At 73.0% G+C, this 16,001-nt stretch carries 15 protein-coding genes and 3 pseudogenes; 10 read left to right on the forward strand and 8 right to left on the reverse strand.

Annotated features, from left to right (window positions below; translation table 11 throughout):
• Positions 1–151 precede the first annotated feature (151 nt).
• Positions 152–1,720: a sensor histidine kinase gene (locus ACYVPE_RS26525; protein ID WP_461036238.1), complete on the reverse strand. Its 1,569-nt coding sequence runs from the start codon at positions 1,718–1,720 to the stop codon at positions 152–154.
• Between the two features lie 193 nt (positions 1,721–1,913).
• Here ACYVPE_RS26525 and ACYVPE_RS26530 point away from each other — a divergent pair, with 193 nt between their 5' ends.
• Both ACYVPE_RS26530 and ACYVPE_RS26535 read left to right on the forward strand, forming a co-directional pair.
• On the forward strand, positions 1,914–4,814 hold the full coding sequence (locus tag ACYVPE_RS26530) for an FAD-binding and (Fe-S)-binding domain-containing protein (protein ID WP_461036239.1): 2,901 nt from the start codon (positions 1,914–1,916) through the stop codon (positions 4,812–4,814).
• 526 nt (positions 4,815–5,340) lie between these two features.
• Positions 5,341–6,861, forward strand: coding sequence for a sodium:solute symporter family protein (locus ACYVPE_RS26535; RefSeq protein ID WP_461036240.1), 1,521 nt, complete (start codon positions 5,341–5,343; stop codon positions 6,859–6,861).
• Between the two features lie 35 nt (positions 6,862–6,896).
• Here the strand turns inward: ACYVPE_RS26535 and ACYVPE_RS26540 are convergent.
• The 3 genes and pseudogenes from ACYVPE_RS26540 to ACYVPE_RS26550 form a co-directional block, all read right to left on the reverse strand.
• Positions 6,897–7,490: pseudogene (locus ACYVPE_RS26540) on the reverse strand (GNAT family N-acetyltransferase); the annotation flags it as partial.
• 46 nt (positions 7,491–7,536) lie between these two features.
• A pseudogene (locus tag ACYVPE_RS26545) lies at positions 7,537–8,683 on the reverse strand (MFS transporter).
• Positions 8,684–8,769: 86 nt separating this feature from the next.
• The gene (locus tag ACYVPE_RS26550; protein WP_461036241.1) at positions 8,770–9,354 is read right to left on the reverse strand and encodes a TetR/AcrR family transcriptional regulator; all 585 of its coding nucleotides are present in this window, start codon (positions 9,352–9,354) and stop codon (positions 8,770–8,772) included.
• Between the two features lie 93 nt (positions 9,355–9,447).
• On the opposite strand from ACYVPE_RS26550, the gene ACYVPE_RS26555 reads away from it, so the two are divergent.
• Both ACYVPE_RS26555 and ACYVPE_RS26560 read left to right on the forward strand, forming a co-directional pair.
• Positions 9,448–9,798: an ArsR/SmtB family transcription factor gene (locus ACYVPE_RS26555; protein WP_461036242.1), complete on the forward strand. Its 351-nt coding sequence runs from the start codon at positions 9,448–9,450 to the stop codon at positions 9,796–9,798.
• Positions 9,795–10,448: an SRPBCC family protein gene (locus ACYVPE_RS26560; protein WP_461036243.1), complete on the forward strand. Its 654-nt coding sequence runs from the start codon at positions 9,795–9,797 to the stop codon at positions 10,446–10,448. The genes ACYVPE_RS26555 and ACYVPE_RS26560 overlap by 4 nt, the downstream gene beginning before the upstream one ends.
• 30 nt (positions 10,449–10,478) lie before the next feature.
• Here ACYVPE_RS26560 and ACYVPE_RS26565 read toward each other — a convergent pair whose 3' ends face one another.
• Entirely contained in the window at positions 10,479–11,075 is a 597-nt protein-coding gene (locus ACYVPE_RS26565) for a hypothetical protein (RefSeq protein WP_461036244.1), read from the reverse strand.
• Between the two features lie 93 nt (positions 11,076–11,168).
• Between ACYVPE_RS26565 and ACYVPE_RS26570 the strand changes: the two genes are divergently transcribed.
• From ACYVPE_RS26570 to ACYVPE_RS26580, 3 genes are all read left to right on the forward strand, one after another.
• On the forward strand, positions 11,169–11,738 hold the full coding sequence (locus ACYVPE_RS26570; protein ID WP_461036245.1) for a GNAT family N-acetyltransferase: 570 nt from the start codon (positions 11,169–11,171) through the stop codon (positions 11,736–11,738).
• Between the two features lie 54 nt (positions 11,739–11,792).
• Positions 11,793–12,296 carry a DUF1203 domain-containing protein gene (locus ACYVPE_RS26575; protein WP_461036246.1) on the forward strand — a complete coding sequence of 168 codons (504 nt, stop codon included), beginning with the start codon at positions 11,793–11,795 and terminating at the stop codon, positions 12,294–12,296.
• A 97-nt stretch (positions 12,297–12,393) separates the two neighbouring features.
• Positions 12,394–13,227 (forward strand): class I SAM-dependent methyltransferase, encoded by an 834-nt coding sequence (locus ACYVPE_RS26580; RefSeq protein ID WP_461036247.1) that lies wholly within the window; start codon positions 12,394–12,396, stop codon positions 13,225–13,227.
• Here ACYVPE_RS26580 and ACYVPE_RS26585 read toward each other — a convergent pair.
• Positions 13,187–13,606 carry an ATP-binding protein gene (locus ACYVPE_RS26585; RefSeq protein WP_461036248.1) on the reverse strand — a complete coding sequence of 140 codons (420 nt, stop codon included), beginning with the start codon at positions 13,604–13,606 and terminating at the stop codon, positions 13,187–13,189. The two genes, ACYVPE_RS26580 and ACYVPE_RS26585, sit on opposite strands and share 41 nt — an antisense overlap.
• A gap of 144 nt (positions 13,607–13,750) precedes the next feature.
• Between ACYVPE_RS26585 and ACYVPE_RS26590 the strand changes: the two genes are divergently transcribed.
• From ACYVPE_RS26590 to ACYVPE_RS26600, 3 genes are all read left to right on the forward strand, one after another.
• Complete coding sequence (locus ACYVPE_RS26590) at positions 13,751–14,605, forward strand: helix-turn-helix domain-containing protein (protein WP_461036249.1); 855 nt, start codon at positions 13,751–13,753, stop codon at positions 14,603–14,605.
• A complete protein-coding gene (locus ACYVPE_RS26595; RefSeq protein WP_461036250.1) occupies positions 14,605–14,820 on the forward strand; it encodes a DUF397 domain-containing protein in 216 nt (71 codons plus the stop codon). Before ACYVPE_RS26590 ends, ACYVPE_RS26595 begins: the two co-directional genes overlap by 1 nt.
• A gap of 85 nt (positions 14,821–14,905) precedes the next feature.
• Positions 14,906–15,115: a DUF397 domain-containing protein gene (locus ACYVPE_RS26600; RefSeq protein WP_461036251.1), complete on the forward strand. Its 210-nt coding sequence runs from the start codon at positions 14,906–14,908 to the stop codon at positions 15,113–15,115.
• On the opposite strand, the gene ACYVPE_RS26605 is transcribed toward ACYVPE_RS26600, so the two are convergent.
• Both ACYVPE_RS26605 and ACYVPE_RS26610 read right to left on the reverse strand, forming a co-directional pair.
• Positions 15,081–15,515: an ACT domain-containing protein gene (locus ACYVPE_RS26605; RefSeq protein WP_461036252.1), complete on the reverse strand. Its 435-nt coding sequence runs from the start codon at positions 15,513–15,515 to the stop codon at positions 15,081–15,083. The genes ACYVPE_RS26600 and ACYVPE_RS26605 overlap by 35 nt on opposite strands.
• A gap of 299 nt (positions 15,516–15,814) precedes the next feature.
• Positions 15,815–15,955: pseudogene (locus ACYVPE_RS26610) on the reverse strand (ClpX C4-type zinc finger protein); the annotation flags it as partial.
• Positions 15,956–16,001: the final 46 nt, after the last annotated feature.

The following is a 16,001-nucleotide window of genomic DNA, read 5'->3' on the forward strand; positions in this document are numbered from 1 at the left end:
GGCTGGCGGGAAGTCAGGTCTGTGGAGCGTGTGTAAGACCGTGGGCGGTACACCGTCCCTTCGCTGGTAACCCCAGGCGGCAACGGGCCGTGAAGCAGAAAGATCCGGTCCGCGAGGTCCGGAATCCTCCTCGTTCACGAGGGGGAGGAGGTCAAGGGGTGTCGTCCTCCGGTTTGTTGGCGGTGTGGGCGGTGCTGTTCCTTGGTGCGGCCGGTGTTCCGGCCGCACCTTCGGCCATTGTCTCGTCTTGCGTCGGGGGCCTGCTCTGCCCCAGGGCCGCCTGCCGGAAGGCGCTGAAGCGGGTGCCGGACTCGGCGGGGGACGGGCCGCGGGTGGGCGCCGGGCGCTGCTGGCCGAGGCCCTCGGGGTGCGCCTTCGCCAGGGTGCGGCCGCGGCGGCGCTTGGGCAGCCCGGCCTCGTTGACCTGCGGCAGGCCGCCGGTCTCGGTGACGCCGCCGTCACTGGCCGGCGCGTGCTCCGGGGTGGCGCGCGGCTCGTCGGTGACGGCTCCTTCGCCGGCCGACAGGGCCACCGCGCTGGCGCGGGGTGGGGTGCCGTCGCCCGAGGGGCGCAGCTTGACGGTCTGGCCGCGCCGGGAGGCGGTGTCCTGGTCGTCGAGCCGCTCGGCCCTGGGGCGGGTGACGAGGTCCTGCGGGATCATCAGCAGGGCGCCGGTGCCGCCGCGCGCGGAGGGCCGGAAGGAGACCGAGAGGCCGTGCTTGCGGGCCAGCACGCCGACCACGGCGAGGCCGAGGCGGGTGCCGGAGAGCGTGGTCAGGTCGAGGGCCTCGCTGGAGACGGCGCGTTCGGCGCGGCGCAGCGCCACCTCGCTCATCACCAGGCCGCTGTCCTCGACGGTGACGACGATGCCGGCGGGGACCTCCTCGGCGTAGACGTGCACCTCGGCGTTGGGCGGCGAGAAGTTGGCCGCGTTGTCCATCAGTTCGGCCAGCGCGTGCATCACGCCCTCGGCGGCGTGGCCGGCGACGGCGACGCCGACCGCGGAGTGCAGCCTGACCCGCTGGTAGCCGCCGATCCGGCCCATGGCGCCGCGCAGCACGCTCTCCATCACGATCGGCTTGCCCCAGCGGCGGCCCGACCTGGCGCCGGTGAGCACCGCGATGCTGTCGGCGAGCCGGCCGGCCTGGGCGGTGCGGTGGTCGAGGTGCAGCAGGTCCTCGAACACGTCGTCGTCGGTGTGCCGGTGCTCCATCTCGCGGAGGCTGGCCAGCATGCTGGTGGACAGCGCCTGCATGCGCCCCGCGGCGTTGGCGCAGGCCGCCATGGCGGCGGCCTTGGTGGCCTCGCTGCGGGCGATCTCCTCGGCCATGGTGCGCATCACGCGCTGGGTCTGGATGTCGTCGGGCCGCTCGACGGCCGTGATCGCCGTCTCGGCCGAGGCGCCGCCGTGCAGCCGCTCCACCAGCCGGGGCACCGAGGTGTCGACGAACCGGGCGATGGTCCCCTCGTGCGCCAGCACCCGCTCCCGCAGCAGCCGGTAGCGGCCGGCCTGGGCCACGGCGGTGGTCACCGCCGCGCACAGTACGAGCGCCGCGGCGCCGCCGCCCCAGACCAGGGACGTGCGGAAGGACTCCGGAGCCTCGGCGAGGGCCGCCGCCCAGCCGGCGCCGGTGACGACGGCCGAGCCGAGCAGGGCGATCACAACCGGCCGGAGCGGGGGGCGCACCGCCCGGAGGTGCGGAGGTATCTGCGCTGTCATCACCCGGGACCTCGCTGACGGGGACCTGTTCAATTCGCCCACACTATAGGTGACTTCCCACCGTGGGATGAGACGTCAGGTATGGATCTGGTATGAAGACCGTTCCTGTCTCGCGTGTCATTTCTGTGTGTTCGATGGGCGTTTCCCGTCGCTGACGATCGATTCCAGCTGTCGTAGCGGGCAGGCTGTGGTCATGCGCCATCATTTTGGACAGGGGCAGTCGGGGCACGGGCAGTCGGGACAGGGGCCGTCGGGGCGGGAGGTGGCGGCCGCGAGTCCGGCCGGGGCGACGGAACTGGCCGCCGCGCTGCGGGCCACGGTCCGCGGCGAGGTCGACTTCGACGCGGCCGGCCGGGCGCTGGTCACCATGGACGCCTCCAACTACCGGCGGGTCCCGGTCGGGGTCGTCGCCCCGCGCGACGCCGACGACGTCGCCGCCGCGCTCGCCGTCTGCCGGGCGCACGGCACCCCGGTGGTGCCGCGCGGCGGCGGCACCAGCATCGCGGGACAGGCCACCGGCACCGGCGTGGTGCTCGACTTCACCCGCCACATGAACCGGGTGCTGGCCGTCGACCCCGAGGCCCGCACCGCCGTCGTCCAGCCGGGCGTCGTCTGCGACACGCTGCGCGACGCGGCCGCCGAGCACGGCCTCACCTTCGGCCCCGACCCCTCTACCCACAGCCGCTGCACCATCGGCGGCATGATCGGCAACAACGCCTGCGGCTCGCACTCCGTCGCCTGGGGCACCACCGCCGACAACACCCTCGAACTCGACGTCCTCACCTACCGCGGCGACCAGGCCCGGCTGGCCCGCGGCGGCCGCGAGGTGCCGGCGCCGCTGCGCTCGGCCGTCGAGACGCTGGTCGCCGACCGGCTCGCGCTGCTCCGCACCGGCTACCCGGAACTGCCGCGCCGGATCTCCGGCTACGCGCTCGACGAACTCCTCCCGGAGAAGGGCCGCGACTGGGCCCGCGCCTTCACCGGCAGCGAGGGAACTCTCGGCGTGCTCACCGCGGCCACGATGCGGCTGGTGCCGGCGCCGGCCGCGCGGGCCCTCGCGGTGCTCGGCTACCCGGACGAGTCGGCCGCGGCCGAGGCGGCCGCCGGGCTGCTCGCGTTCGGGCCGCTGACCGTCGAGGGCATGGCCGCCGACCTGGTCGGCGAGGCCGCGCTCGGCGTGCTGCCGGCGGGCGGCGCCTGGCTGTTCGTCGAGACCGGCGGCGCCGACCCGGCCGAGGCGCGCGCGGCCGCCGAGACCATCGGCCGGGCGGCCGGCGCCGACCTCACCGGCTGGAAGGTGGTCACCGACCCGGCCGGGCAGCGCGCGCTGTGGCGGGTGCGGGAGGACGCCTCGGGCACCGCCACCCGGCTGCCGGACGGCGGCGAGGCGTGGCCAGGATGGGAGGACTGCGCGGTGCCGCCGGCCCGGCTCGGCGCCTATCTCCGGGAGTTCCGGGGGCTGTTGCGCGACCACGGGCTGCGCGGCGCGCCGTACGGCCACTTCGGCGACGGCTGCATCCACATCCGCATCGACTTCGACCTGCTCACCCCGCCCGGCATCGCCAGGTTCCGCGAGTTCAGCGGGGAGTTGGCCGACCTGGTCGCCGCGCACGGCGGCTCGCTCTCCGGCGAGCACGGCGACGGGCTGGCCCGCGCCGAGCTGCTGCCCCGCATGTACGGGGACGAACTCGTCGGCGTCTTCGGCGAGTTCAAGGACCTGTGGGACCCGGACGGCGGCCTCAACCCGGGCGTCCTGGCCCGCCCCGCCCCGCTCGACGCGAACCTGCGCTTCACCGGACTCCCGGTGAAACCCGGCCCGTTGGCCTTCTCCTACCCGCACGACGACGGCGACTTCTCGGCCGCCGTCCGCCGCTGCGTCGGCGTGGCCCGCTGCCGGGTCACCACCCCGGGCTCCGACGTGATGTGCCCCTCCTTCCGGGCCACCCGCGACGAGACGCACTCCACCAGGGGCCGGGCCAGGCTGCTGCACGAGATGCTGCTCGGCGAGGTGATCACGGACGGCTGGCGGTCGCCCGAGGTGCGGGACGCGCTCGACCTCTGCCTCTCCTGCAAGGGCTGCCGCAGCGACTGCCCGGTCGGCGTCGACATGGCCACCTACAAGGCGGAGTTCCTGCACCACCACTACGCGGGCCGCCGCCGCCCCGCCGCCCACTACGCGATGGGCCGGCTGCCGCGCTGGCTCGCCCTGGCCTCGACGCTCCGCGTCGCGCCGCTCGCCAACTCCCTCTCTTCTCTGGGCCCGTTGGCCGCCCTCGCCAAACGCCTCGGCGGCATCGCCCCGGAACGCGATATCCCGCCGCTGGCCGCCGCCCCCTTCACCCGCACCTGGCGCCCCGCGCCGTCCGCCGCCTCCTCGGGGCGGCCCGTCGTCCTCTTCCCCGACACCTTCACCAACCACCTGGCCCCGGCCGCCGGCCACGCGGCCGCCACCGTTCTCACGGCGGCCGGCCTGCGGCCCACCGTGCCGCGGCGGGCCGTGTGCTGCGGCCTCACCTACGTCACCACCGGCCAACTCGACCAGGCCCGCGCGGTGGCCCGCCGCACCCTCGACCGGCTGGCGCCGGCCCTCGCCGCCGACCTCCCCGTCACCGTCCTCGAACCGCCCTGCGCGGCGGCCCTGCGCACCGACGTCCCCGAACTCCTCCCCGACGACCCACGCGCCGCCCGACTCGCCACCCTGGTCAGGACGTTCGCCGAGACGCTTGAGCAGTACGCGCCCGACTGGACCCCACCCCGCGTCGACCGCCCGGTCGTCGGCCAGACCCACTGCCACCAACACGCCGTCCTCGGCGACGCCCCCGACCGCCGCCTCCGCGAACACGCCGGCCTCACCGGCTCACTGTCCGCCGGCTGCTGCGGCCTGGCCGGCAACTTCGGCTTCGAGAAGGGCCACTACGACGTCTCGGTCGCCTGCGCCGAAGACCAACTCCTCCCCGCCCTGCGCGCCGCCCCCACCGACGCGGTCGTCCTGGCGGACGGCTACTCCTGCCGCACCCAGATCACCCAACTCACCGACCGCCCCTCCCACCACCTGGCCGAGACCCTGGCCAAGGCCCTCGCCGACCGGCCCTGACCGGGCGGGCTTGTGCGGGCCATCGTCGGCCTGGCGGCCGCCGGGCCCTGGCCGGGCGGGCGCGCGTGCCCCGCGGCGCCGCCGGCCCTCCGGTGTGGTCGCTGGAGGCGGTGTCGTCGTCCCGCCGACCGGCCTTCGGCCGATGGCTCGTCCTGTGGAAAACCGCGTGGCGCGCGGGCCGTCGACTGCCCCGCACCGCAGGCCAGGAGCGGGGCGTCCCCCGCCCTGCCTGCCGGGACCGCCGCCGTGCCTGGCCGCGCTGCGCCGCGCGGCCGGCCTGGGCCGGTGCGGCTTGGGCCTGCCGGCCGCAGGCCTGGCCCCGGGCCGTCGTTCGCTTCGCGCGGGCCGTGCCAGTCGCCCAAGCCGGCCCGGCCAGGGCCGGGCTGGTCCGGTCTATTGACGGTGCAGGGGGCCCCTCCTATGGTGGCGAGGTCTGTTCATGACAATGTCCGGCATTCCGGTATGTGAACGACTGGCCGTGCGCGTGCGAGACCCTCCTCTCAACTCCTCCCCCCCTGGAGCCGCGATGTCAGCGTTGGACTGGATCGTGGTCGCTGGCTACTTCCTCGTCGTGGTAGCCATCGGCTGGTGGTCGAAGAACCGCATCCACAGCGTGGCCGACTTCTTCACGGCCAGAGGACAGATCCCCTGGTGGCTGTCGGGGGTGTCGCACCACATGTCCGGCTACAGCGCGGTGATGTTCGTCGCGTTCGCGGCCGTCGCGTACAACAGCGGCATCACCGTCTACTTCTGGTGGCCGCTGACCATCGGACTCGGCGTCGGGGTCGGGGCGTTCCTCTTCGCCGCCCGTTGGAACCGGCTGCGGGCCAAGCATGACGTCAAGTCCCCGCTCGAGTACCTGACCCGCCGCTACAACCTGCCGACCCAGCAGGTGCTGGCGTACAGCGGGGCCGCCCTCAAGGTCGTGGACATCGCCGCCAAGTGGGTCGCGATATCCGTCCTGTTGCGCGGTTTCGCCGACATCCCGATGGAGGTCGGCATCATCTTCACCGGCGTCGCCACCATGGCCTACATGACCGTCGGGGGCCTGTGGGCCGACGTCCTCACCGACATGGGGCAGTTCGTCATCCAGGCCGTGGCCGGCGTGGCCATGCTGATCGCAGTGATGATCGAACTCGGCGTGGACTTCCCCTTCGCCATGTGGGGCGACCTGCCCGACGGCCACGGCGACCCGGTCAACGGCACCGTCACCACCTGGCTCATCCTCGCGTTCCTGCTGGTGAAGACCTTCGAGTACAACGGCGGCATGTGGAACCTGGCGCAGCGCTACATGGCCGCGCCCTCCGGCTCCGACGCCCGCCGCGCCGCGCTGCTCTCCAGCGCGCTGTGGCTGGTCTGGCCGCTGATCCTGTTCCTGCCGATGATCGCGGCGCCGCTGATCGTCCCGGGGCTCAGCAACGGCGAGGAGTCCTACGTCGCTCTCGCCCAGGAGTTGCTGCCGGCCGGCCTGATCGGCCTGATGCTGGCCGGGTTCTTCTCGCACACCATGGCCATGGTGGCCTCCGACTCCAACGTGATCACGGCCGTCATCACCCGTGACATCGCCCCGGTGCTGGCGCCGCGCGTCCGCCGGCTCTCCGAGGCCGCGCAGCTGACGTTCGCCCGCGTCACCACCGTGCTGTTCGTCGCCCTCAGCATGACCATCGCCATCACCACAGGAGGCGAGGGCTTCGTGCTCGACACCGTGGTCGAGCTGGTCGCCGCGACCATGGGGCCGATCTCGATCCCGCTGATGCTCGGCCTGTTGCCCTGGTTCCGCCGCATCGGGCCGACCGCCGCGATCACCTCGTGGGCCGGCGGGCTCGCCGTCTGGTACGTCGTCCGCTACATCGTCGACGACGCCACCCAGGCCGCCGTCGTCGGGCTGCCGCTGCTGACGTCGCTCGTCCTCTACCTCGGGGTCGGCATGCTGCGCCCCGAGCGGACGCCGGAGCGGGACGCGCTGCTCGACTCGCTCGACACCGACCCCGAGCCCGGCTCGGCCGCCGAGGCCGCGCCCGACGACGGCACGTTGACCGCCCGGTAGACGAACGCGGTGAGCGGCGCGGCCACCGCCCAGCCCAGGGTCTCGTAGAGCGCCCGCCCCTCGTGGGTGGCGCCGAGGACCCCGGTGGTCGCGCCCCGCTCGACGGCCTCGGTGGCGAGCGTCCGCATCACCACCGAGCCGAGTCCGCGGCGCTGATGCTCCGGGTAGGTCTCGACCTGGTCGACCACCGCGGCCTCGCCGACCGGCGCCACCTGCCCGCGCGCCGCCAGCGAACCGTCGGCGGCGAACACCCGCGCCCGGGTGACCCCGTGGGCCGTCTCCAGGGTGAGGCGGTAGCCGTCGGGGACGCGGGGCGCGGAGGCGTGGAGCGCGCCGGCCATCAGGTGGCCGTGGTCGCCCTCCGTCCAGTCGGGGGAGAGCCAGCCGGCCACGGCGGCCGGGGCGACGAACGCCTTGAGGTGCGTGGCGGGCACGGTGACCGCCGCGACCACGCCCCGCACGCTCGCCTCGTCCGCCGCCGGCAGCACGTGGCGGGCCACGTGCTGCGGCTGCCCGACGTCGATCCGCACGCCCCACGGCTGCTCGACGGGCGCCGGCGTCCCCCGCGACACCGCCCAACCCGCCGTCCAGGCCAGGACAAGACCGGGTGTCGGCACGTCCACGGCCATGGTCCCCTCCGAAGCTACAGTAATGGTCTCTATTGCCTAGCGCATATTACGCCGAGCGTTCGGCGGTCAGGTGCTCGGGGAGCAGGGTGAGCAGCCCGAGGGCCGCCATGGCGGCGCCGAGCCAGAGCGTGGCCGGCAGGCCCCAGGCGTCGATGACGAGCGCGCCGAGCGAGGAGCCGAGGATCACGCCGAGCGTGATGAAGGAGGAGTGGACGGTGTTGACCAGCGGCCGGGCGTTGCCGGCGCGCTGCACCCTGGTCACCATCGCCGGGTTCATGGTCACGCCGACCAGGCCAACGCCGAGCAGGAACGCGACGGCGGCCACGGGCAGTTCGGCCAGCAGGGCGAAGCCGAGGAGGAAGAGCAGGTTCATCAGCAGGCCGACGGTCAGCACCGGGACCGTGTGCCGGTCGGCGAGCCGGCCGACCACGGTGTTCCCGACGACGGTCGCGGCGCCGTAGGCGATCAGCAGCAGCGGCACGGTTCCGGTGGCGAAGCCGCTGAGCTCGGTGAGGATCGGGTTGAGGTAGCTGAACGCGGCGAAGGTCGCGCCGATGATCAGCGTGCTGGTGGACAACGCCAGCCAGAGCCGCGGCCGCCGGAACACGCCGAGCTCCTGCCGGAAGCCGCCCTCCTCCTCCGCGCGCGCCAGCGCCGGCACCCCGACGGCGGTGGCCGCGGCGGCCAGCACGGCGATCGCCGAGATCGCCCAGAACGCGGCCCGCCAGCCGAACCGTTCGCCGACCAGCGTGGCGAGTGGCAGCCCGAGCAGGGTGCCGAGCATCAGGCCGTTCATCAGCACCGCGATCGCCCTGCCGCGTATCTCGGCGCGGGCCAGCCGCACGCAGAGCGAGATCGCCACCCCGAAGAAACGCCTGCGCCGCGACGCCCGTGACGAGCCGCGCCACCAGCATCGTGGCGTAGCCGGTGGCGGTCGCCGCCAGCACGTTGCCGGCCAGGAAGGCGGCGAACAGCAACAGCAGCGCGTTCTTCGGCGTGAGCCGCAGCAGCGCCACCGTCAGGACGGGGCCGCCGACGGCCATGGCCACGGCGAACGCGGTGATCAGATAGCCGACCTGCGGCACGGTCGCGTCCAGCCCGTCCGCCAGCTGCGGCATCAGCCCGGCGACGGCGAACTCGCTGGTCACCATGGCGAAGATGCCCAGTGAAAGGACGTATACGGCACGAGGCACTGCCTCGCTCCCTCCGTTATGTAACGATCAGTTCAAAATGTGGTCGTGCGAAGGTCCGGATCGGCCGGTCGAAGCGTGTCGGCGCGTCAGCGTGTCAGCGCGTCCATGGTGAGGTCGGCGATCGCCGTCAACGCGGCCTGGTCGGCGCCGCCCTGGCTGGAGACCCGGATCCCGGCGATCGCCGCGTTGACGAACCTGGCCAGCTCGTCCGGCGCCCGCGCGGACGTCACGCTGCCGTCCCGGCGCCCGGCGGCCAGCGCGTCCCGCAGTGCGGTGAGTCGGCGCGTGGCGTCCCGCTCCAGTAGCTCGGCCACATCCGCGTCCCGCCCGGCGAACTCCACCGTGGTGTTCACCCCGAGGCAGCCGAGGCTGCCCGGCCCGTCCTCGCTCGCGACGATCGCGTCGAGCAGTGCCCGCACCCGCTCGGCGCCCGGGCTTTCGACGTCGTCGAGCGTCGCCAGTTGGGTCTCCGTCATCCCGTCGAGGTAGTGCGCGAGCGCGCGGCGGAACAGGTGGTGCTTGCTGTGGAAGGTGTTGTAGACGCTGCTGCGCCCGAGCCCCGTCGCCTCGCACAGGTCCTGGGTGGAGGTGGCCTCGTACCCCTTCTCCCAGAACACCCGCATCGCCGCGTCCAGGGCCCGCTCCTCGTCGAACATCCTCGGTCGGGCCATGCGGGGACCGTAACAGGTTTTGCATCGTTCGGTCCAATACTGCTTATTCATAAGCCTTGACTTATATAAGTCGCGGCTGCAACAGTTGCCCCCGTGCACGCCTTCGACGTCCTCGGGGACCCCGTCAGACGCCGGATCCTGGAGCTGCTCGCCGAGGGCGGCGAGCAGACGTCCGGCGCGGTCAGCCACGTCATACGGGAGGAGTTCGCCATCTCCCAACCCGCCGTCTCGCAGCACCTGCGCGTGCTGCGCGAACACGGCTTCACCACCGTCCGCGCCGAGGGCACCCGGCGCCTGTACGCGGTCGACGCCACGCCCCTGCGGGAGGTGGATGCCTGGCTCGACCACTTCCGCGGGTTCTGGAACCAGCGGCTCGACGCCCTGGCCACCGAGCTCGCCCGAGGCAGACGCGAACGCGGGAAGAACAGGAACGAGGGATCATGAACGAGAACGACATCGTCGACCGGATCAACGCCGTCCACCGCGAGTTGGGCATGAAGCGGATCCCCGCAGGCGAGGGCGCCACCGTCCTGCTGCGCCGCGGCTACGACGCCGCCATCGAGGACGTCTGGGAAGCCTGCACCGACCCGGGGCGGCTGCGCCGCTGGTTCCTGCCCGTCACCGGCGACTTCCGGCTCGGCGGCGCCTACCAGTTGGAGGGCAACGCCCGCGGCGAGATCCTGCACTGCGAGCCGCCCCGGCTGCTTCGGGTGACCTGGGTCTACGGCGAGAACACCACCGAGAAGGACATCAGCGAGGTCCAGGTGCGACTGACGCCGGGGGCGGGCGGCGAGACGATCCTGGAGCTGGAGCACGCCGCCGTCGTCGACCCCGAGTTCTGGAACCGCTACGGCCCCGGCGCCACCGGCGTCGGCTGGGACGGCGGACTGTTCGGCCTGCACGAGCACCTGCGCGGCCACGACTTCGACGAGTCGACGTGGCAACACGCGCCGGAGGCCAAGCTGTTCAACACGCTGAGCAGCGAGGCGTGGGGCGCCGCCCACGCCGCCACCGGCGCCGACCCGGAGCAGGTGGCGGCCGCCACCAGGGCCACCACGGAGTTCTACGCCCCGGCGGACGACGGGCCCGAGTGACCTCGGTTGTCCTCGGTCGTCCCGGTGTGCTCAGGCTATGCCGCGCTTCACCCGCTCCGCCTCGATGAGTTGGTCGGTGAGCTCCTCAGGATCCACCACGTGACCCGGGTCGTGCAGCTCGTGGTAGCCCGCACCGCTCAACGGCAGCCCGAGCTCGGCGAGCCGGGCCGAGAGCTGGGCGAACGCGATCTCCACCTCCGGCTCCTCCTGGTAGCGGGCCATGTCGGCCGCGCACGCCTCGGCCAGGCTGCTGCCCGCCATGCTCCAGTACGAGCACTCGGTGTCCAACTCGATCACCGACCAGGGCTGGTCGGCCGGCTCATCGGGATGCAGCCAGTACCCGATCCAGCCCTTGCCGCCCTCCGCGACGATCTTCAGGTGCTCCGCCACCTCCGCAAGACCGGCGCTGATGGCCTGGGACTCCGGGCTCGCGCGCTCCTTCTCGCTGAGATAGCTGGTGTCGAGGTGCGGGTGCGGCTCGCCGGGCGCCAGAAAGGTGATCCCCAGGACGTCGGCGAACTCGTCCCGGCCCTCCCACTCCGCCACCAGCAGCACGCGCAGATCGTCCGGTATCGGCCGGCCACCCAGGCGCTCCCTGGAGAACTCCGCAAGCCGCTCCTCGAACATGCCCCCTCCTGACCTGACGACCGACTGATACGCACCGTATCGGCTGCCACTGACAGTTGAACGCCGGCGGAGTCCGGGGGGAGAATGGGCGCCATGGGGCATGCCGTCCGCGACTACGCGCCCGCCGACGAGACGTCCTGGCTGCGCTGCCGGGTGCTGTCCTTCCTCGGCACCGCCTACTTCGACAACGTCCTGCGGGCGAAGCCGGCCATCCCCGAGCCCGGCCTCGAACTGGTCGCCGTCGGCGAGGCGGGGGCCGTGGTCGGCCTCCTGGACGTCATCGTCGAGGGCGACGCGGCGACGATCGACAACGTCGCCGTCCACCCCGACCACCAGGGCCGAGGCATCGGCGCCGCGCTCCTCGCCGAGGCCCGCGCCCGGTTGCGGGCGCTCGGGGCGGCGACGCTCGACGCCTGGACGAGGGACGACCCGGGGACCCTCGGGTGGTACCGGGCGATGGGCTTCGCCGAGAGCGACCACTACCTCCACGTCTTCGCGAACCACTACACGGACCCGGCCGAACCCGACCGCGCCGTCGCCGAGCGCCACCCCGACCTCCGACCGGTCGCCCTCTTCCTGCACGCCGACCTGCTTCACGAGCGGGCGATGCGGGAGCGGTTCGCCCGGGTGCACGTGTGCCGTCGGTTCTCGGCGGCGCTGTGACGTGATGTCCGATCCCCGCCGGCCGGATCGGCGGCGGGGCGGCAGTCTGGGCGCATGACGACGACATCGACGACATCGACGACGCCTGCCTTCCGGATCCACGCGCTGCCCGCCGAGGCGTTGGCCGGCGTGCGCGAGCGGGGGACCGACGCCTTCGGCGTGCCGGCGGAGCGGATCACCGCGCAGGGCGGCGAACCCGCCCGCTGTTGCCTGCGGGACGCGGCGCCCGGCGAGGACCTGCTGCTCTTCGGCTACGCGCCGCCGCTGCCCGCCGTCAGCCCCTACCGCGAGGTGGGCGCGGTGTTCGCACACGCCGAACCCTGCGCCGGGCCCGAGGACGTCACCCGCTACCCCGCCGACTGGCACGGCCGGGCGCAGGTGCTGCGCGCCTACGACGCCCGCGGTTGGATCCACGAGGCCACCACCGTGCACGACGGGCAGGACCCGGAGCGGACGATCGCCGAGCTGCTGGCCACGCCTGGCGTGGCGCGGATCCACAGCCGCAACGTCGCCTACGGGTGCTACATGTTCGCCGTCTCGGCCGCGGCCGCTGGGTGAGGACGTCGACGGCGACGAGGCCACCGCCTCGGTGAACTCCCTCGTGTACGTCCACCGCGAGGGCCAGCTGCGGACGACCGTGGGCTAGCTTGGGGCGATGTTCGACGAGTCGGAGCGGCGGGCCTGGGTCGGGCGGGCGGCCGCCTACGCGGGGAGTTTCGCCCGGCTCTGCGCGTATCCGGTGCGGCCGTTGCTCGACGCGGTCGGCCTGGCGGCCGGCACGCGCCTGCTGGACGTGGGCACCGGTACCGGCGCCGTCGCGCTGGCGGCGGTCGCGCGGGGCGCGCGGGTGACGGCGGTGGACGCCGAGCCCGACATGGTGGCGTTCGCGGCCCGGGCGGCGCCCGACGCGGACGTGCGGCTCGCCGCCCTGCCGCATCTGCCGTTCGCGGATGGGGAGTTCGACGCGGTGGTCGGCAACTTCGTGCTCAACCACGTCGGTCGACCGAGGACCGCGTTGGCCGAGCTGCGCCGCGTCACGCGCGTGGGCGGGCGAATCGCGGCCACGATCTGGCGGGCCCCGCCGGCCGCCGGCCAGACGTTGCTCGGCCGAGCCGTCGAGGCCGCCGGCGCCAGCCGGCCCGCGCATCTGGTCCCCCTCGCCCCCGAGGACGACTTCCCGCGCACGGAGCGCGGCCTGGCCGACCTGTTCGTCGCCGCCGGACTGGCGGAGGTGACCTGCGAGACCGTCGCCTGGGCACACCGCGCCACGGCGGAGGAGTGGTGGAGCGGCCCGGCGGCCGGGGTGGCGACGATCGGGCAGATCGTGACCGCCCAGCCGCCGGCGGCCGTCGCGGAGATCAAGGCCCACTTCACCGCGCTGAGCGCGGAGTTCGCCGACCGCGACGGTGTGCTGACGCTGCCGCACGCGGCGTTGCTCGCGGTGGGCGTCAACGGAGCTCGAACCACACGGTCTTGCCGCTGGGCTTGAGGCCGCCGTGCACGGTGATCCCCCAGGCCGCCGCCAGCGACTCGACCAGCCGCAGCCTCTGCCCGCCGACCGCCTCCGGCGGCGTCACGGTGGGCCGGATGTCCTGGATCCCGTGCGTCGCGCAGTCCCGCACCGCCACCATGGCCCGTCCGGGCCGGAGGATCGTCCGCACGCTGAGAGACGGGACGGCCGTGTGGACGTACACGTTGCTGACCACCTCGCTCACGAGCAACCGCGCCGTCTCGGCGAACGGGTTGAGCTCCGCCCTGAGCAGCAGGTACGCGACGTGGTCCCGCGCCAGCTGCGGCGTGTCCGCCGCGTTCGGCGCGGTCAACAGGTAGGAGCGGACGGCGGGTTGGATGTCGGAGGTGGGGTTCACGGTGCCCTCCCGGTGCTTACGGACGCGAGTCGTTCCGTCACTGAGTGGAAGCGTAAGCTATCGGCGGGCAACCTGTGTAGTGGAACCTGAGGATGTGTTCGTCAGTTGCCTGCGACTGGTGCGGACCAGGAGAAGGAGTTGTCGATGACCGTGAGGGCCACGCCGACAGTCAGACTGCGCCGACTCGGTGCCGAACTGCGCCGCATGCGCGAGGCCGCCGGCTGCAACGTCATCCAGGCGGCGAGACTGCTCGGCTTGGAACGAACCCGCATCAGCAACATGGAGGCTGGCCGGCTCGGCGTCACCGCGGGGCGCGTCAGATCACTCGCGAGTGTGTACCAGTGCGGGGACCGGGCCTACGTCGACGCGCTGGCCGCCATGGCGGAGGAGCGGGTGAAGGGCTGGTGGGAGGAGCAACGGGGGAGGATGCCGGCCGCCGCCCTGGAGCTGGCGGAGCTGGAGCACCATGCCCGCGGCATCCGCGCCGTTCAGGTCACGCACTTCCCGGGGCTGCTCCAGACCGAGGAGTACGCGAAGGCCGTGTTCTCGGTGGCGGTGCCCGAGCCGAGCCCCGTCGAGTTGCGCCGGATCCTCTCGTTCCGCATGCGGCGCCGCGATGTGCTGGACCGCGAGGACGATCCGCCGGCGGCCACGTTTCTCATCCACGAGACGGCGCTCCGCCTCGACTTCGGCGGGGCGACCGTCATGCGCGCTCAGCTCAGGCACGTTCTCGACGCCTCGGAGCGGCCCAACGTCACGGTGCGGGTGATCCCGTTCGCCGCCGGTGGATTCCCGAGCGCCGGCGCCTCCATGAGCCTCGCCGCCGGGCCCGTGCCGCAGCTGGACACCGTCCAGTTCGATTCGCCGATCGACACCGTGCTGGTTGATGCTCCCGCAGCACTGGGAAAGTATCGAAAGACGCTGGATAGGATCGAAGAGTGCTCGCTCGATGTCGCGAAGTCGCGCGATTTCTTGCGAGATATGTCGGAACAGACCTGATGGCGGTGAGGATGTCGGGCATCCAGTGGCAGAGGTCTTCCTACTCCACCGACGGCGGCGGCAACGCCTGCCTTGAGGTGGCTCGCGCCGGCGACATGCCCGTCCTCCTCAGGGAGAGTGACGAGCCGGACGTCATAGCCGTCGCTGCTCCGGCGGCCCTCGCGGCGCTGTTGCGCGCGGTCAAGCGCGGTCAACTGGACCGGCTGGCCGGCTGAGGGACTCCCACCGACCGAGGGCGTCTCCCTGACGCCCGACGGGACGCGAGACTTCATCCTGAGCGTCATGAAGGAGAGCTGAACCGTGAGCGTGTCGGAAATCTGCTGGCAGAAGTCCTCCTACTCCCCGGAAGGCGCGGACAACAACTGCCTTCAAGCGGCGCGCGGCCGCGAAAGCGTCGTCCTCCTCAGGGAGAGTGACGAGCCGGACGTCATAGCCGTCGCTGCTCCGGCGGCCCTCGCGGCGCTGTTGCGCGCGGTCAAGCGCGGTCGACTGGACCGGCTGGCCGGCTGAGGGACTTCCACTGGTCGACGACCTCCCGGCACGCGGCCACCTGCTCGTCGGCGACGAGCAGGACGAGGCCGCCGGCGTGATCGCTGTACTGGACGAGGACGTTCACCCCGGCGTCGCCCAGCAGTCGTGCCAGCGCGCCGAGTTGCCCGGGAGTGTCCTGTTCGAGTCGGGTCGTCACGACGTCCCGGACGGTCGCCTGGTCGAGGCCCGCCTCCGTGGCGGCACGGAGTGCGCGTGGGCCGTCGTCGACGAGGTAGTGGGCGACGGCCCGGCCGTCGTGCGTGAACACGCCGCCGCCCTCCAGGCTGACTCCGGCGCGGCCGAGCGCCTGGCCGAGGTCGGCCAACGCGCCCGGCCGGTCGGGGAGATGGACCTCGAGGTCCTGCGAAGGGGAGCTCATGGCCCCGACCGTAGGACCGGAACGGTTCGGCGACGGCCGAACCGTTCCGGGCCCGGTCACCACACGCGTCACTCCTCGCCGGAGAATCGCTCCCACGCGGACTGCCGGGTCATCCCCAGCGTCTCGCCGATGCGCGCCCAGGTCACGCCCAGCGCACGCGCCTTGAGCACCCACTGGGCGAGATTCCGCTCCACCTGCGCCCCCGCCGCCGCGATCAGCGGCAGACTCGACAGCACCACCTCGGCGCTCGTCACCTGGTCCCACGGCGCGAGTTGCGGTCCGTCCCCCACGGGCTTCCCCTCGATCACCGTCGAGCAGAGGGCCACACACTCGTCGCAGATGAACACGCCAGGTCCGGCCAAGAGCGTGCCCACCTCGGTGTTCCGCTTCTGGCAGAACGAGCACGCCGCGATCACGGACTCCTTCGTGGCAGGCGGCATCCGATCACTCCCTCCTCCGTCAGGAACTTCCTGACGGCGTCAGGCG

It is taken from the genome of Streptomyces mayteni, assembly GCF_054783955.1.

What these genes read in the sequence shown, in the direction of transcription:
- ACYVPE_RS26605 (WP_461036252.1), bottom strand. Translation starts at nt 15,515, where the DNA reads ATGAGCTCCCCTTCGCAGGACCTCGAGGTCCATCTCCCCGACCGGCCG.
- ACYVPE_RS26530 (WP_461036239.1), top strand. Translation starts at nt 1,914, where the DNA reads ATGCGCCATCATTTTGGACAGGGGCAGTCGGGGCACGGGCAGTCGGGA.
- ACYVPE_RS26580 (WP_461036247.1), top strand. Translation starts at nt 12,394, where the DNA reads ATGTTCGACGAGTCGGAGCGGCGGGCCTGGGTCGGGCGGGCGGCCGCC.
- ACYVPE_RS26590 (WP_461036249.1), top strand. Translation starts at nt 13,751, where the DNA reads ATGACCGTGAGGGCCACGCCGACAGTCAGACTGCGCCGACTCGGTGCC.
- ACYVPE_RS26550 (WP_461036241.1), bottom strand. Translation starts at nt 9,354, where the DNA reads ATGGCCCGACCGAGGATGTTCGACGAGGAGCGGGCCCTGGACGCGGCG.
- ACYVPE_RS26570 (WP_461036245.1), top strand. Translation starts at nt 11,169, where the DNA reads ATGGGGCATGCCGTCCGCGACTACGCGCCCGCCGACGAGACGTCCTGG.
- ACYVPE_RS26525 (WP_461036238.1), bottom strand. Translation starts at nt 1,720, where the DNA reads ATGACAGCGCAGATACCTCCGCACCTCCGGGCGGTGCGCCCCCCGCTC.
- ACYVPE_RS26535 (WP_461036240.1), top strand. Translation starts at nt 5,341, where the DNA reads ATGTCAGCGTTGGACTGGATCGTGGTCGCTGGCTACTTCCTCGTCGTG.
- ACYVPE_RS26575 (WP_461036246.1), top strand. Translation starts at nt 11,793, where the DNA reads ATGACGACGACATCGACGACATCGACGACGCCTGCCTTCCGGATCCAC.
- ACYVPE_RS26560 (WP_461036243.1), top strand. Translation starts at nt 9,795, where the DNA reads ATGAACGAGAACGACATCGTCGACCGGATCAACGCCGTCCACCGCGAG.
- ACYVPE_RS26595 (WP_461036250.1), top strand. Translation starts at nt 14,605, where the DNA reads ATGGCGGTGAGGATGTCGGGCATCCAGTGGCAGAGGTCTTCCTACTCC.
- ACYVPE_RS26565 (WP_461036244.1), bottom strand. Translation starts at nt 11,075, where the DNA reads ATGTTCGAGGAGCGGCTTGCGGAGTTCTCCAGGGAGCGCCTGGGTGGC.